This window comes from Paenibacillus sp. 01T442 (genome assembly GCF_056398345.1).
The window spans coordinates 34,533-51,176 of the sequence record NZ_JBFTPF010000033.1 but is presented as its reverse complement, the minus strand read 5'-3'; the positions used below and the strand labels follow the sequence as shown (position 1 = coordinate 51,176).

The following is a 16,644-nucleotide window of genomic DNA, read 5'->3' as shown; positions in this document are numbered from 1 at the left end:
CGAAGATGTCTAAGCTGAGAATAAAGAGAACTATCGGAAGCCTAGAGAAACAAGAGGCACGAGCTGCATTTGTATTTGTTTTACCTTTCTTTATTGGATTTATCATTTTTCAATTTGCACCGTTATTCTATGCTTTTTTTATTAGTTTTGTGGATTTGAATAATTTTAAACCATTGAACGCAGTTACATGGGTGGGCTTAGCCAATTACACAGCCATTTGGAAGGATCCCATTGCAGTCTCATCGTATCTAAAAAGTTTTTATTATACGATCCTCTATGTGCCATTCCTTACGGCGGTTGGGTTTATCGCTGCTGTGCTCCTGAATAAGTATTTCTATTGGAAAAGCTTTAGCCGATCACTATTTCTAATGCCTTATGTGGCAAACATTGTTGCGATCTCAATTGTGTTTTCATTGTTGTTCGATCCATTTGGTGGGTTTGTGAATGCTTTGCTTAAAGTACTCGGTATTTCCAATCCACCCTTATGGTTTGCCAGTGCGAAGATGGCGATTCCCACTACAGCAATGGTAGCCATTTGGTTGAATTTTCCGTTCCAAATGATTGTTTATTTGGCGGCACTGCAGGGTGTATCCAAGGAATTATATGAAGCTGCTGAGATAGATGGGGCATCCAAACTTAAAAAATTGGTTCGTATTACATTGCCAATCATCTCGCCAACAAGCTTCTTTTTAATAATAACAGCCACGATTGGTTCTTTTCAGAATTTCACCATTTTCAACGCGCTGACCAAAGGTGGGCCGGGAACAGCATCCCGTGTGAGTTCTCTTAATATCTACGAAGAGGCCTTTTCATTCAATCACTACAGCTATGCTGCTGCACAAGCCATTGTCCTATTTCTTATTATTATGATTATTTCAGTTATTCAATGGGGAGGACAGAAGAAATGGGTGCATTATTAATTGCCAAACAATCGACTAAGCCATTCATCGCTAATAATAGACTATCGATCGCTACACTTGCTTACTCATTCTTCGTATTCATTGTAGCGTTGATGATGTTATTTCCTTTTCTATTTATGATATCTGCCTCACTTAAAACGACGGCTCAAGCGTTTAATGAACCGCTGAAACATTTGATTCCCGAACAGATCTATTGGGGTAACTATCAAACGTTGCTAACCTCACCGAATTATTTTCGTTGGATAGGGAATTCGCTGAAAGTAGTAGCGCTATCGATTTTATTACGTGGTATCGTCGTAACAATGGCTGCATACGCCTTTGCTAGATTGAATTTTAAAGGAAGAAATGTACTGCTTTTTATATCCTTATCCACATTGGCTATTCCTCCCGATACAACAATTGTAGCTAGATTTTTAATCTATAAGTACATGCATCTGATAAACACACATTGGGTGCTCATTATTCCTGCTGTTTTTGATGTATTCTTTTTATTTCTCTTAAGGCAATTTTTTATGGGTATTCCAAAAGAACTTACGGAAGCAGCAATTATTGACGGATGTTCCCATTATCGTGTTTATTTTCGAATCATCCTCCCGCTTGCTGTTCCTGCTTTAATGACCATGATTGTTTTTTCTTTCGTTTATATTTGGAATGACTATGCAAGTCCATTTATCTTTATTTCAAGCGAGAAGAAACAAATGGTAACCGTCGGRCTTCAATATTTTTCTACACAATATGGGTCCAATTATTCACTTCAAATGGCTGGGGCTTCTATTGTTATCTTATTGCCTGTACTACTTTTTGTTTTTGCACAAAAATTTTTCGTTGAGGGCATTACTTCAAGCGGTATCAAGGGATAAGCATAGAAATGAGGTACATTCATGAAGGTCTATCGAGAATTGATCAATAAGCGAAACGGATTTAGGCAATGGGACGGAGCATGGACCACGGAGCCAGCGTATTGTCGATTTTAAGTCCTTTTTGCTTGAAATAATAGGCCGTGAATAATATATGTATCGCCTAACGATTATAAAAACGAAAATTGACCCGGTTATCCATACATGAATGGACCTCCGGGTCTTTGCGTTCTGCTCACCCAAAAAAAACGGACACTCACCCAAAAAATAAGCACATTATGTTACTAGGGTTGATCTAGTTATAATACCTATATAGCTTTCACGTTATCTTAAGATATATACGACAATGGATGGGGGAGGCACAATATGAAAAACAGATTGCGGTATCTCAAATCAAGATTCCGTTTACAGCGGCTTCGAAGCCGGTTTCTCGTGGCTATGATCATCATCTCTTTACCTCCAATTATGATTGTAGGTTATATGTCTTTCGATATTGCCAAGAACACATTGATGGAAACGAATGCGCAAACCTATGAAAACCATTTGGAAACATCCAGTGAAGTGGCGGATTTATTATTTCGCAACATTATTAATATGAATCGTTCCATCGTGGTGAACAATGAGGTGAGGGAGGTTTTGTCGAACAGCAACACTGCACAGAGCACGGAACCTGAATTGACAAGTGAATGGACCTCCAATAGGCTGCAAAAAGCGATTAATAACAACCAGTTTGATACCAAGTTTGTAAACTCCATCTGTGTATTTAATTTGGAATTCAAGACTTTCTGTGCTGGACGCTCTGATGACGCAGGAGTTTATGAGAAGCCAGATAAAATCAAGCTCATCCAGCAAACGGATTGGTATACAAGTGCTTTACAAGATCAAGGAAAGGTTGTTTTTCTTGGCTATGATGTCCTCGATCATTCGAAGAATTCATTTTCCACAGTCAAATTATTTCGGGATGCATCAAGTCCAAGCGGACAAACGATTGGTCTACTAGTTGTGAATATCTCAACGGATATTTTCACCAATATTTTTAATGAAAACAGCAATGCCGGTGGTTTCATGGCGTTGGATAATTCTCCTGAAAGAAGTAAAGTCGTGTTTAATAACGGGTTAACCGATAATTCCACTCTCAAAGAAGGGGACAGTGAATCCCTTATTCACCAATTGATGCAAAGTGGTTATCTTGTTAGCCAATATAAGAACCAAACGACGGATTGGACATTTATTCATCTTATTAAAGTGAATGAGCTGCTTAAGCAATCGAATCAAATTCGGACAATCACAACACTCATTGCCGGTTCTATGGGCGTAATTGCGCTGTTGTATTCCATTTTTATATCTGGCAGTATTACCCGTCCGCTTCTACAGATCAAAAAAATGATGGTAGATTGGACGAAGGGAGCTAGAGAATTCGAAGAGACGTTTGAACAGGACGAGGTAGGGACGATCGGGGAAACCTTTAAACGCGTAGTCTCTGAAAATAAAGAATTAAATGAGCGGCTGATACATGCCCAATTAAAGGAGCGAGAGGCGGAGCTGCGGGCGCTGCAGGCGCAAATTAAGCCGCATTTTTTATATAACACCTTAGATTCGATCTATTGGATGGCGGCTTTGCAAAAGAATCATGATGTCGCTCAGATGGCGATTTCCTTATCGGAAAGCTTTAAATTAAGCCTAAATAAAGGAAAAGATACCATATCTGTTTATAAGGAACTAAAGCATATTGAGCATTACATGACCATTCAGAATATTCGTTATCATAATCGGTTTCAATATATAGAAGAGGTTGAGCCTGCCTTGATGGGGATGGAGATTATGAAGCTGCTGCTTCAACCTCTTGTTGAAAATGCCATTTATCATGGCCTAGAACCTAAAGTAGGCGAGGGTACAATTCGACTTACTGGGAAAAGGGATGATGGATATCTTGTTTTTACAGTGGAAGATAACGGAGTAGGAATAGCCGATTTGGCTGCAACGGAACAAGGTTATGGTTTGAAGAATGTTCGTGAACGATTGACCTTGTACTATGGAACGACCAGTTCATTAACAATTTCGAGTGTAGTCAATCAAGGTACTCAGATCCAAATTCGTTTTCAACTATTCGGTGAAAAGAGGGATACAGATGCTTAAGGCCGCGGTGTTTGATGATGAATATATTGTGCTTCAAGGCCTTCGTGAAATGATAGACTGGCCAAGCTTTGGCATTGAGCTCATTGGCACGGCTGATAATGGCCTATCTGCACTCGAATTATTTCGAGAGCATCAACCTCAGCTTATTTTCACGGATATACGGATGCCCGGTATGGATGGACTTCAGCTGATCGAAGAGATTATGCGAGAAGCGCCTGAAACGCTATGTATTGTGTTTAGTGGATTCAATGAGTTTGAATACGTGAAGAGAGCCATCAATCTAGGTGTTGCCGATTATTTAGAAAAGCCAATTACGATCCCAACGATTGAGAAAGCGATCCGCAAGGTGATGGATAAGATCAGCCAACAACAAGAAGTACTGGAGCTTAAGACGAAAGTAAGCAGCAGCCATCGCGAGCTTTTGGAGAAAGCGACATTCGATTTATTATTTATCGGCGCAGAAGCGGAAGCGAAGTGGCTAGACATTTATGGAGCGGTGGCGGAGTCTCTCGCAGGCGTGACCGTTCTTGCTACGGAATCCATTCAGTTGCACATGCCGGAGCATACGGACTATACGGTGATTCCGCTTCGGCATGGTGTTGAGAGATTACATGTATGTGTACATGCCCAGCAGCCAACCCCCGAGTTCTGGGAGCAGCTGCAATTGGAGTCCGAGCTAGCTGGCATCTCTGTGGGGAGCGGACGGACATATGCGGAGCTGAAAGATGCCGCGCAAAGCTTTAAAGAAGCGCTGCGTGCGTTGCGATCCGCTCATTTTCTGGGAGAAAAGGGGATCGTACGTTTTGAGGATTTGGGTGATTTGATTACCCGGCCCGAGGGTTTAAACGAACGAGAGGAAGCGATTATTCTGAGTTTGCGTTCTGGTAATAAGGCGGGCATGCTCGAGCAGATTGATCGTTTTATAGCTTGGATCCAAATGGAAAAACTGGATAGCGAAGTGGCTGAACATGAAATGCTTAAGCTGCTTTATTTGGCTCTGGAAGAAGCGAGAAAGTCAGTTGGCGACAAAACAAGTCATATACCTGAGGATTACCGTCCACATGTTGAATTTCGGGAAATGGCAGCAAGAGGGAAAATGACGGAATGGTTTCGCAGTCAACTTGAGATGATTGTTGGCAGTACGATGGATGCCCGTGAGCATTCAAGACATGCGTCCGTCACACGTGCTCGTACTTATATGGAGCAAAACTATACGCGAGATGTCACACTTCAAGAGGTAGCCGAGCATGTTGGCATGAATCCCACCTATTTCAGCGTGTTATTTAAGGAGGAAGTTGGCGAGTCCTACATTAAATATGTCACCCGCATGCGCATGGAGCTTGCTAAGACGCTGCTTAGCCGCGGTTTGAAAGTGAATGATGTGAGTGAGAAAGTTGGGTATCATACCTATAGACACTTCTCTGATGTATTTAAAAAATATACGGGACATACACCTGGACAATATAAAGATCAGTTAACCAATCCCTCGGGCATCTAAAAAATACGGACACGAATCAGAAGAATGACGCACTGCCTGAGGTTAGGAAAAGCGATTAAGATAAAAGCACGGGGAAAACGAACTCGTGCCTGAACATAGGAATCGATTGATCCTAACCAAGATGACTAAGGGGGATTTGAAGATGAGTACAAAGATAACAAAATGGGTTGCCGCAATGTCCACTTCGGTATTATTGGCTAGTGTGGTAGCAGGCTGTGGAACGACATCCACATCATCTGACGATACGAAAGGGAAAGCAACAGATGCGGGAACTAAAAAAACTGATGAAAAGGTAACCATTTCACTTCTAATTGATAATACTCAGGATTCTGTCAATGTTGCAAAAGGGATTGTCGCGGCATTCGAAAAAAAGTATCCGAACATTCATGTTGAAACAGAGACTCGCCCTGGCGGCGGAGAAGGCGATAATATCGTCAAAACCCGTCTAGCTACTGGAGATATGACCGACGTGTTTTTCTATAACAGTGGATCACTTATGCAAGCGCTTAATCCCGAACAAAATCTGCTTGATCTAACCAATGAACCTTTTCAAGCGAATGTGATTGATTCCTTTAAACCAACGGTTTCTTCTAAAGGGAAAGTTTATGCGGGCCCGATTGGCTCGACGATGGCTGGCGGCTGGTTCTACAACAAAAAGATTTATGCTGATCTCGGTCTCTCCGTGCCGAAAACATGGGCTGAATTGATGGCGAACAGTGAGAAAATTAAAGCAGCTGGTATCACGGCTGTCATCGGTTCTTACAAAGATGATTGGACATCACAATTGGTCGTACTAGCGGATTATTACAATGTCCAAGCCGCCAATCCGAAGTTTGCGGAAGATTATACAGCGAATAAAACCAAATATGCGAAGGATGCAGCGGCACTGAAAAGCTTCGAAAAGCTGGAAGAAATCGCGAAAAAGGGTTACATGAACAAAGATTTCTTAGCAACAACCTATGATGCGGGGTTGAAAATGCTAGCGGAAGGCAAAGGCGCTCAATATCCGATGCTATCTTTTGCAACACCAGCACTCCAGCAGAATTTCCCAGACAAAATGAAGGATATCGGTTTCTTTGCACAACCAGGGGATAGTGCAGCTACGAATGGTTTGACGGTGTGGATGCCAAGTGGTGCTTATATTTATAAAGCAACGAAACATGCGGAGCAGGCGAAGAAATTCGTTGAATTCATCGCTTCTATGGATGGTGTTGCTGCTCAGTCGGCTGCTTCTATGCCATCAGGTCCTTATGCGATTAAAGGTGCAAAGCTGCCGGATGACGTCGCGCAAGCGGTGAAAGATATGACGCCATACTTTGATGGCAACAAAACAGCACCAGCCTTGGAATTTGTATCTCCAATTAAAGGCGCAAGCTTGCCGCAAATTACTACTGAAGTCGGCGCAGCTATCAAAACAGGTAAACAAGGCGCAGAGGTTTATGATAAAGATGTTGAAAAACAAGCCAAGCAATTAGGTCTGCAAGGCTGGTAATAGTTAAAGATTAATCAGAAGGGAGTCGGCGATGCGAAATTCATGCAGGACCGGCTCTTTTCTCAAACTTAGGGGTGATTTCGGTGGCCAAGGTGTTCAAACGTACGTACTCATATGCTTTCCTTATTCCTGCAGCCATTATCTATGTATTGATTTTTATTTTTCCGACCATTATGTCTTTTTTCTTCAGTTTGACAAGATGGAATTTAACGAGTTGGACGTTTATCGGTTTGGATAACTTTAAAATGTTTTTCCAAGAAGCGTCGTTACTGATCGGATTTAAGAATACCCTCATTTATGCGGTAGTTACTTGTGTATTAAAGGTAGTTTTGGGATTGTTGCTTGGTGTTTTTCTAACTTCAAAAATAAGAGCCAAGGGATATCTGCGGTCTGTTATATTTTTCCCTACTTTGCTAAGTACCATTGCAGTCGGAATTACGTTCAGTATGATGATGCATCCGACACAAGGTTTAATTAATACAGCACTAGCAGCAATTGGGATTGTTGGTCCTGACTGGTTAGGCGATACCCGTATAGCGCTGCTGTCTGTTGCACTTGTAGATGTATGGAAAGGCGTGGGCTTTGCGACTGTTATTTATATCGCAGGAATTCTCTCCATTCCTCAGGAATACTATGAAGCACTCGAAATGGATGGTGGAGGCGCATTCCATAAGTTCTGGAATATTATTCTCCCGTTAAGCCGTCCGGCAACGAATTCGGTCATTATTTTATCCTTTATTGGTGGCTTGCGTTCCTTCGATCTCGTTTGGGCGATGACCAAAGGTGGACCTGGATTTACGACTGACCTTATCGCTTCCATTATTTACAAGCAGTACCAAGGTGGTTATTATGGGCTGGCTACGGCAGGAAACGTAATCTTATTCATCGTGGTAACGGCGTTAGCCCTTCCGCTGTATTCGTACCTGAATAGAAAAGAGGCGGAACTATGAGCAGAAAAATAAAAGGTTTAAGCATTGAAGTCATTGCCATTCTTCTGACCATTGTGATCTTCTGGATTCCGTTCTACTTTGTTGTCGTTAATGCGCTCAAGGATAAGAAAGAATCCTCCCTATTAAACTTAGCTTGGCCTTCTACCATTCATCTTTGGGATAATTTGAAAGAAGTCATTACAGCTCGGGATTACATGCTATTGCGAGCTTTTTATAACAGCACCTTGCTAACCGTTTTATCCATTATCGTGTTGATTCTTGTCTGTGCGATGGCAGGCTTTGTGATGCAGCGTAGAAGCGATCGTGCCACGCCATGGCTCAATTTCCTTGTCCTGTCTGGATTAATTATACCGCCAGCCATCGTACCCACGATCTGGGTATTGAATGGTCTTGGTTTGTTCAAAACGCTGCCAGGACTCGTTCTTGTCGAGGTTGCACTAGGATTTCCTTTCGGGGTTCTGTTGTACAAAGGCTTTATGTCAGGCATTCCACGTGAAGTCGATGAAGCTGCTGTGGTGGATGGAAGCAGTGGATTTGGGTTGTTCTACAGAATCATTCTGCCGCTTCTGCAGCCCGTAACGGCAACGATTATTGTCACGTCATCTGTCGGGATTTTTAACGACTTTACGAACCCTCTGTATTTCTTCCCGGGAGCTAAGAATGCGACTGTACAACTAACGTTGTACAACTTCCAAAGTCAATTTGTCACGCAATGGAATTTGCTATTTATGAATATTTTACTGATCACATTACCGCCTCTCGTCTTATTCATTTTCTTTAACAAAAAGATTGTAGCAGGTATGACAGCAGGTTCAGTTAAAGGCTAATCATGGGATCGTCAAAGAGGAGGACAACAATGGGGAATTTACAGGTTACGACGTTGAAATGTGAATATAGAACGAATCCGCTTGGTATTGGAGCGGGGAGTCCTCAGTTAAGCTGGCAAATTGAATCCGATCGCCGCGGCACACTGCAGCGTGGTTATCAGATCATCGTAGCTAAAGAAGATGCTGATTTTACAAAGCCAGTATGGGACACAGGCTATACGGAATCCGATCAATCGATTCAAATAGTTTATGGGGGACAGCAGCTACAGTCAAGAACTCGTTACCTATATAAAGTGAAAGTCTGGGATAACTTTGGTCGAGAATCCGCATGGAGTGAGGTCGCTTGGTGGGAGATGGGCTTGTTAGATCGAGCCGAATGGTCAGCCGATTGGGTCACACCTAACGAGAGTGAGATCGATTCACAGTCCGAGGCTGCCTTTCTACTCCGCAAGCAATTTGAGGTTAAGGGAACCATCCAATCTGCACGTATATATGCAACGGCGGCTGGCGTCTACGAGCTGTATCTAAATGGAACGCGTGTTTCTGATGAGTTATTGGCGCCAGGATGGACGAGTTATCCAACTCGTTTGCAAGTTCAAACCTATGATGTTACGGATTTGCTTCATCCAGAGGGCAATGGGATCGGGATTCTACTCGGTGACGGCTGGTACAAAAGCGGGATKGGCTTTGAGAATAAAAACTTTAAATACGGCGAACGTCGGGCTGTCCTCGCACAGCTGCATATTCGATATCAAGACGGTACAGAGACTGTTGTAGCCACGGATACGACATGGAAAGCTTCAACAGGTGCGATTCAGTATGCAACGATTTACCATGGTGAAACGTATGATGCACGTTTGGAGCAAGCTGGCTGGAGCTCGGCACGCTTCCGAGATGATGAGTGGAGATCCACGGAGATTTATTCAGATATCAGCTTTGATAGGCTGATACCACAAGAAAATGCACCGACACGTGTAACGGAAACGATACGTCMTATCGCTTATTTCATAACGCCTGCGGGCGATCATGTGCTCGATATGGGTCAAAATATGGTAGGCCGCATGCGCTTTACCGTAACCGCTCCTGCGGGTACGCGAATTGAGTTAAAGCATGCTGAAGTATTGGATAAAGAAGGCAATATTTATTTCGGCAACCTGCGGCCAGCGAAGCAGGTCGTGACCTATATTGCCAAGGGGAACGGCCCTGAAACCTATGCACCTCATTTCAGTTTCATGGGCTTTCGCTATGTGAAGGTTGAGGGCTTCCCAGGCCAAGAAAACGGCTTGCCGCTGGATGCTTTTGTCGGTGAAGTCATGCATACCGATATGGAGTCGACAGGCGAGTTCGAATGCTCGGATGCTAGAGTGAATCAGTTGCAACGCAACATTCGTTGGGGTCAACGAGGTAATTTCTTAGACGTACCGACGGATTGTCCGCAGCGTGACGAACGCTTAGGGTGGACGGGGGATGCACAGGTTTTCATCTCCACGGCGCTATTTAATTACCAAGGCGGTCCCTTCTTCACGAAATGGCTGCATGATGTGAAGGCTGAACAAAGACCCAATGGTGGGATTCCTTTTGTGGTCCCCGATGTTGTAGGCGGCGAGAATTCGGCTGCTTGKGGAGACGCTGCTGTGATCTGCCCTTGGACGGTTTATCAATATTATGGGGATAAACGTCTGCTTGCTGAACAATATGAAAGCATGAAAGGATGGATTTCTTACATCCGATCGCAAGGTGAGCAAGAATATTTATGGAACACAGGTTTCCATTTTGGCGATTGGCTTGCGCTGGATGCGAAAGAAAATAGCTACATCGGTGCGACTCCCGTAGCGCTAGTTGCAACGGCTTATTATGCCTATTCGACACGTATTGTTCGGGATGCGGCAAGAGCTCTAGGACATGAGGAAGAGGCACAATCCTTCGATGAGCTTTATCAAGGTATCATTCAAGCCTTCCAGGATGAATTTATAACGAAAAATGGACGCGTTGCAGCCCCGACGCAAACTGCGCATATCCTTGCGCTCGTTTTCGATTTGGTCGAGGACGAGGTGCGCGCAAGAGTCGCGAAGGATCTCAATGAACTCATTCTAGATAATGATTATCATTTATCAACGGGCTTCGTGGGCACACCGTACTTGTGCTTCGCGCTTTCGAATAACGGCTATCATGAAACAGCGGTTAAACTGCTGTTGCAAGAAAGCTATCCAGGGTGGCTGTATTCCGTTTCCAAGGGAGCGACAACCATCTGGGAGCATTGGGATAGCATTAAATCAGACGGTTCCTTCTGGAGCGATGATATGAACTCTTTTAACCACTATGCTTATGGCGCCATCGGAGACTGGATGTACCGCAAAATAGCCGGCTTGGATATGGACGTTACCGTACCAGCCTTCAAACGAATTCATATCGAGCCATTATTTGGACGGAATAGTCTCTCTTATGCCAAAGCAGCGCATACTTCGCTTTATGGACGAATTGAATCCGGTTGGCAGGTTGATCAGGGGCAAATTCAACTGATGGTTCGTGTTCCTGCTAATACAACTGCAGAAGTTATTCTTACGGGAGCTGCGCTTGGCAGCGTGCTAGAAGGGGGACTTTCCCTCGATACCTCGATCCCTGGCATTCAATCCATAAGTGAAGTCGAGCAAGGGGTTTGTGTCGTTCTTGGATCTGGAGATTATACGTTCAACTATACGAATCATGATTTATTCCGCGTAAAATTTAATGAACATTCGAGAATCAATGATGTGCTGGATCATGAAGCGGCAACGTCAATTTTCCGAAAACATATGTMAGCCTTATTCGAAGGTCCCTTTCTTAATTTCGTTCGCAAGTCGACGATCAAGCAGTTGGGGGAAAACACGATGACAGGCATAACGAAGCAACAAATGGATGCGATGCTCGCTGAACTAGTTCTCATATAAGTTATCCAGCCGCACAGATAGGAGTGTTTTAAGCGTAATGGGAATATATCAAAAATTTGTAGAAATAGCAGAAAAGCTAACTCCTGACTTGCACGAGTCTATGGTTAAGCCTAAATCAGTCATCGAGGTCGTAGCGGATGAAGAAGCTTTTCAAGGGTGGAGAACACAAGAAACGGAGAGTGTGGAAGCGTTAGAAGCAAAATCCTTCGGTAAGGATGATAGCTTCATTCTGGATTTTGGCGATCATCAGGTAGGTTATCTCTCCTTTGCGATTAAGTCTGTGGGCAGTCCTCAAGATGCCCCGCTCGGGCTGAAGCTCATCTTTGGCGAGATGCCATGTGAGGTGGCGGAATCTTTTGACAGTTATGAAGGTTGGTTGAGTAAATCCTGGCTTCAAGAAGAGACGATTTATATCGATGTTTTACCTACCGTTCTAAAACTGCCTCGTAGATATTGTTTCCGGTATGTGAAAATGATGATTATCGATACCTCCCGTAAGTTTACGGTCCAGTTTACCGATATTCATTGCACAGCGGTTACTTCTGCTGATGTGAGGGAATTAACTCCGCTGCCCGCCAATGTTCCGGCTGACTTACAAGTTATCGATGCCATTAGTATTAAGACGCTTCAAGACTGCATGCAAACGGTATTCGAGGACGGACCGAAGCGGGACCGCAGGTTGTGGATCGGGGATTTAAGACTCCAAGCTTTGGCGAACTATCAAACCTTCCATCATCATGATCTGGTGAAGCGATGCTTATATTTGTTTGGCGGTATGACACTTGAAGACGGTGCTGTTGGGGCTTGTGTCTTTGAAAAGCCCAATCCGTTAGTCGATGATACGCGGCTTTATGATTATTCGCTCTTTTTCGTAGCTACCTTATTCGATTATTATGAAGCATCCAAGGATAGAGAAGCACTAGTAGATTTATGGCCAGTTGCCTTTGAACAAATAGAGATCGGATTAGGTCGATTAGATGCTTACGGAGTGGTGCGTGATGATGAAACCTGGTGGTGCTTCACGGATTGGCATCCGGAGCTAAATAAACAAGCATCTGCGCAAGCTATTTTGCTGTATTGTCTCAAAAGGGGCTTTGGATTGGCGAAAGAGCTGGGAAAAAGTCAAGAAGCAGCATTCATTTCAGAACAAATTGATCGTGTGACAAGCAGCGCACTGCAGTATTTATGGGACGAGAAAACTGGATTCTTTGTAAGTGGAGCAACAAAGCAGGTTTCATGGGCATCTCAGGTGTGGATGGCATTGGCAGGCGTGTTGAACGGGGTAGAAAATGGTCATTTGATGGATCGACTATTGGAGTCCCCGCCAGAAATCGGAATGACAACGCCTTATATGTATCATCATTTCATTGAAGCTTTATTTGAAAGCGGTAGACCTGAACAAGCGATTGAGCAAATCAGAGCGTATTGGGGCGAAATGGTCAAAGACGGAGCGGATTGCTTCTGGGAAATCTATAACCCCAACGATAAAAAGCTATCACCCTATGGCAGTAATTTAATTAATAGCTATTGTCATGCATGGAGCTGTACACCGACGTACTTTATTCGCAAGTATTTACTGTAACGGGAGGCTGCACGCGAAATGAAAGATGATCAACTTCGTCAAAAACCATTTTATTTATCAGAGTCTGACATTTCTTGGGTAAAGGAAACGAGAGATGGGCTCAGCTTGGAAGAAAAAGTTGGGCAGTTGTTCGTTGTGGTTCAAAAGCCATTTTCACCGGAGCCTGAGGATTTACTAAGCATTAAACCAGGTGGCGTGCATCTCTTTGCTTTTAGTCCTGATGCGACAAAGGTCAATCAACAATCGAAAATAGCGGATATGCAGAGCCGAAGCAAGCTGCCTTTGCTGGTGACAGGAGATTTAGAGTCTGGCGGATTTGGCGGCGCCGTTGACGGAACGAATCTGGGCATGAACATGCAGGTTGCAGCTACGGGCAAGCCAGAACTGGCGGAAGCTTTTGGTAAAGGTATAGAAGCTGAAGGCTCGGCAATCGGCTTTAACTGGGTACTCGGGCCGGTGCTGGATATTAACTATAATCATCAAAATCCGATCGTCAATACACGTGCCTTCGGAGATACACTTGAGGTGGTAGAAACGTACGCAATGCCAGTTGTAGAGGGTGTACAGGAAAGCGGGAGAATGGCAGCTTGCGTGAAACATTGGCCAGGTGACGGGATGGATGACCGCGATCAGCATAAAGTGCTGACGGTTAATTCCATGCCGATGCAGCAGTGGCGCGAAACCTATGGTCGTGTATATCGTTCAGCTTTTTATGCCGGTGTCAAAAGTGTAATGAGCGCGCATATTGCACTTCCCGCTTACTATGAGGAGCTTGGCATTCACGATGTTAGAAAGCAGCATACGCCAGGTTCGCTTTCCTATGAACTAAACGTGAAGCTGCTTAGAGAAGAACTAGGTTTTAACGGGTTAATCATTTCCGACGCGACAGCGATGGTCGGCATGACGAGTTGGGGACCGCGACATGAAATCGTTCCTGGCTGTATCGCTTCTGGTGTGGATATGTTTCTATTCACAGCAGATCTCCAATATGACTTTGAAGCCATGCTTCAGGGGGTCAAAGATGGCGTTATTACAGAGGAACGTTTGAATGATGCGGTGACGAGGGTACTGGCTCTAAAAGCTTCGTTGGGTCTGCATCTGGAAAGACCAGCGCAGCAAGATTTAGCTTGTGTAGGATCTGACAAGCATATGAAATTAGCCCAAGAATTAGCTCGAACCTCAGTGACRCTAGTGAAGGACACGCAAAACTTACTGCCCATTTCCACTGAAAAACATAAGAGAGTTCTTCTCATTGCTTCTGGGAGTGAAGGCTCCTTATTCACAGAGAATGGTGCAGGAGGTAGTCTCTTTGAACAGATGTTGGTGAATGAAGGGTTTGAAGTGGTTAGAAATTACCATCTCAAACAGGACAATAATGACATCGATTTGGTCATCTACGTGACGCAGCGCTCGCCGGGCTTTATGCAGAATTCCCTGCGTATGTCACCGGAAGAGGCGGGAGGTATCTTTACATGGTATCCTACCTACGTTCCAACCTTATTCATTTCACTTGGTAACCCGTATACTTTATATGAGATGCCCACAATGCCGACAATGATTAATGGCTATAATGCTTCAGCGATTGTTCAAAGGGAAATTCTGAATTGTTTGCTGGGCAAACAACCCTTTTTAGGTACATCGCCTGTTGATGCATTTTGTGGCTCGGCATGGGCTCGGTTTTAAATGGTGTAGTGGGCACCGTTCTTCTTGTACTTAGTATTCAAACGCAAGCCGATGCATTGACGTGTAGATCCAATCAAGTCCGCCTAACTAGCGGGCTTTTTTGTTTTGGGGATGCAGGAAACCTCTCCAAGTGTTTTGTTCAAAAAGTGCTTAGAAAGCATTTTTATGCTTTGTTTTGCTGTTTTACTTCTGAATTGGCAGTGTGTACTAGCAGTCTTTCCATGCAAATATTAGCGTTTTCGTTTGTGGAAGGAATATGTGTAGGGTATACGCAGATTAGAATATAGATATGCTGAACGACAGATGAGTCTCGTTGATATCCTGTATATTCCTTTATTTTAAAAGGTTTTCTGGCTACAAATTTATTTCGCAATAAATGGAAATTCACTCTTTTTAGCGTGCATGTTTAATAAAACAGGGAGAGATTTGTAATCATTTTATCTGTATTAAAAGAGCAAAAAGTATAGATGATTTGTAAACTAATAAAAAGCATAATAAATAAATATATTGTAAAAAACAGCATTATATATTGCTTGATATTGCTGTTATTACTATACTGAACAAGGAGAAACATGAATAAGTGGGAGGAGAAAATGATTGTTATTTTAAACGGTATGTTAGGTAAACGGCTGGTTAAATGTCTTCTGTCACTATGGYTGCTAGTTGTCATTTGGCCTGTACATTCAGCTAGCGCACATATGGCGACGACAGGATATTCGGATGTAACTATTGACAATTCTACCATTCGCTATCAGTTATATCTGGACCCGGAAGAGTATGCTCAATGGCTTGATAGCAAATCCAACAAGTCAACGTACGTTTTCGATCCTGCTGCGCCACAACAGTCTGCCTGGAAAATTGATGATGTGCAGCGAATGATTACGGAGGGGCTTTTTGTAAATAGCGCGAATGTGACCGAATCAGCTACTTTACAGGGAGTAACACTTAAGCAGAGGGAAAATCGTTCCTATATGATGATCGATTTGGTTTATGATTTCCCTGATGCAATCCAGGATTATGCCATTAACTATGAGTTGTTTTTTGATGATTTGGATCCTCAACATCAAAATTTCACGAAAATCCACTACAAGGGCAGCTCGGTAGATATGATTTTTAACAAAGATCACCGACTTGTGGCGGAAGAAGCTGAGGGGATGAAATCTGGGAACAGGAGCCTAATGCTGCCCGATTGGTTGGTGTCGATAGTTGAATATATCGGAATTGGTGTCCACCACATTTGGACCGGAATTGATCATTTACTCTTCGTTACCGCTCTTATCATACTTCCGCAACGCAAGCGAGACTATTTGAAGACTTTGACGGCATTTACGATTGGTCACAGCATTACGCTTATTCTAGCTTCTCTCAAGATTGTTAATATCCCGTCATCTGTAGTTGAACCTTTAATTGCACTGAGCATCGTGTATGTGGCAGTAGAAAATATATGGTTAAGGAAGATCAATAAGCGTTGGGCATTGTCTCTTGGTTTTGGACTTATCCATGGTTTAGGATTCGCTGAGGTGCTGCGAGATGCATTTCTGAATCATTTTATCTTATCTATATTCTCCTTCAATGTGGGGGTCGAGATCGGACAGATCGGTGTATGGCTTGTCTTGCTGCCGATTGTCGTCTTTGCATCAAAATGGCGCAACTATCGCTATGCCCTAGGCATTGCATCAGGGTTGATTGCGCTGATGGGAGCAATATGGGTCGTGGAGCGAACTCTGCTTTAAATTTGCTAGTATGTGGTTACAAGAAACGAAATATGGACA

11 protein-coding genes are annotated in these 16,644 nt (G+C 43.5%); all 11 read left to right on the top strand.

Annotated features, from left to right (window positions below; translation table 11 throughout):
• Positions 1-5: 5 nt before the first annotated feature.
• The 11 genes from AC1DLM_RS21760 (at position 6) to AC1DLM_RS21710 (ending at position 16,605) form a co-directional block, all read left to right on the top strand.
• Positions 6-920, top strand: coding sequence for a carbohydrate ABC transporter permease (locus AC1DLM_RS21760; protein ID WP_477571161.1), 915 nt, complete (start codon positions 6-8; stop codon positions 918-920).
• Complete coding sequence (locus AC1DLM_RS21755; protein WP_477571160.1) at positions 905-1,780, top strand: carbohydrate ABC transporter permease; 876 nt, start codon at positions 905-907, stop codon at positions 1,778-1,780. Before AC1DLM_RS21760 ends, AC1DLM_RS21755 begins: the two co-directional genes overlap by 16 nt.
• Positions 1,781-2,143: 363 nt before the next feature.
• Complete coding sequence (locus AC1DLM_RS21750) at positions 2,144-3,913, top strand: sensor histidine kinase (RefSeq protein ID WP_441987301.1); 1,770 nt, start codon at positions 2,144-2,146, stop codon at positions 3,911-3,913.
• Entirely contained in the window at positions 3,906-5,411 is a 1,506-nt protein-coding gene (locus AC1DLM_RS21745) for a response regulator (RefSeq protein WP_441987300.1), read from the top strand. Before AC1DLM_RS21750 ends, AC1DLM_RS21745 begins: the two co-directional genes overlap by 8 nt.
• A gap of 142 nt (positions 5,412-5,553) precedes the next feature.
• Complete coding sequence (locus tag AC1DLM_RS21740; protein ID WP_441987299.1) at positions 5,554-6,903, top strand: ABC transporter substrate-binding protein; 1,350 nt, start codon at positions 5,554-5,556, stop codon at positions 6,901-6,903.
• 83 nt (positions 6,904-6,986) lie between these two features.
• Positions 6,987-7,853, top strand: a complete 867-nt coding sequence (locus AC1DLM_RS21735) for a carbohydrate ABC transporter permease (RefSeq protein ID WP_441987298.1) — start codon at positions 6,987-6,989, stop codon at positions 7,851-7,853.
• Positions 7,850-8,680 (top strand): carbohydrate ABC transporter permease, encoded by an 831-nt coding sequence (locus tag AC1DLM_RS21730; protein ID WP_441987297.1) that lies wholly within the window; start codon positions 7,850-7,852, stop codon positions 8,678-8,680. Before AC1DLM_RS21735 ends, AC1DLM_RS21730 begins: the two co-directional genes overlap by 4 nt.
• A gap of 29 nt (positions 8,681-8,709) precedes the next feature.
• Complete coding sequence (locus tag AC1DLM_RS21725; protein WP_477571159.1) at positions 8,710-11,607, top strand: family 78 glycoside hydrolase catalytic domain; 2,898 nt, start codon at positions 8,710-8,712, stop codon at positions 11,605-11,607.
• A 37-nt stretch (positions 11,608-11,644) separates the two neighbouring features.
• On the top strand, positions 11,645-13,189 hold the full coding sequence (locus AC1DLM_RS21720) for an alpha-L-rhamnosidase-related protein (RefSeq protein WP_477571158.1): 1,545 nt from the start codon (positions 11,645-11,647) through the stop codon (positions 13,187-13,189).
• Positions 13,190-13,207: 18 nt separating this feature from the next.
• Positions 13,208-14,872, top strand: a complete 1,665-nt coding sequence (locus AC1DLM_RS21715) for a glycoside hydrolase family 3 protein (RefSeq protein ID WP_477571157.1) — start codon at positions 13,208-13,210, stop codon at positions 14,870-14,872.
• Between the two features lie 572 nt (positions 14,873-15,444).
• Positions 15,445-16,605, top strand: a complete 1,161-nt coding sequence (locus tag AC1DLM_RS21710; protein ID WP_441987294.1) for a HupE/UreJ family protein — start codon at positions 15,445-15,447, stop codon at positions 16,603-16,605.
• Positions 16,606-16,644 lie beyond the last annotated feature (39 nt).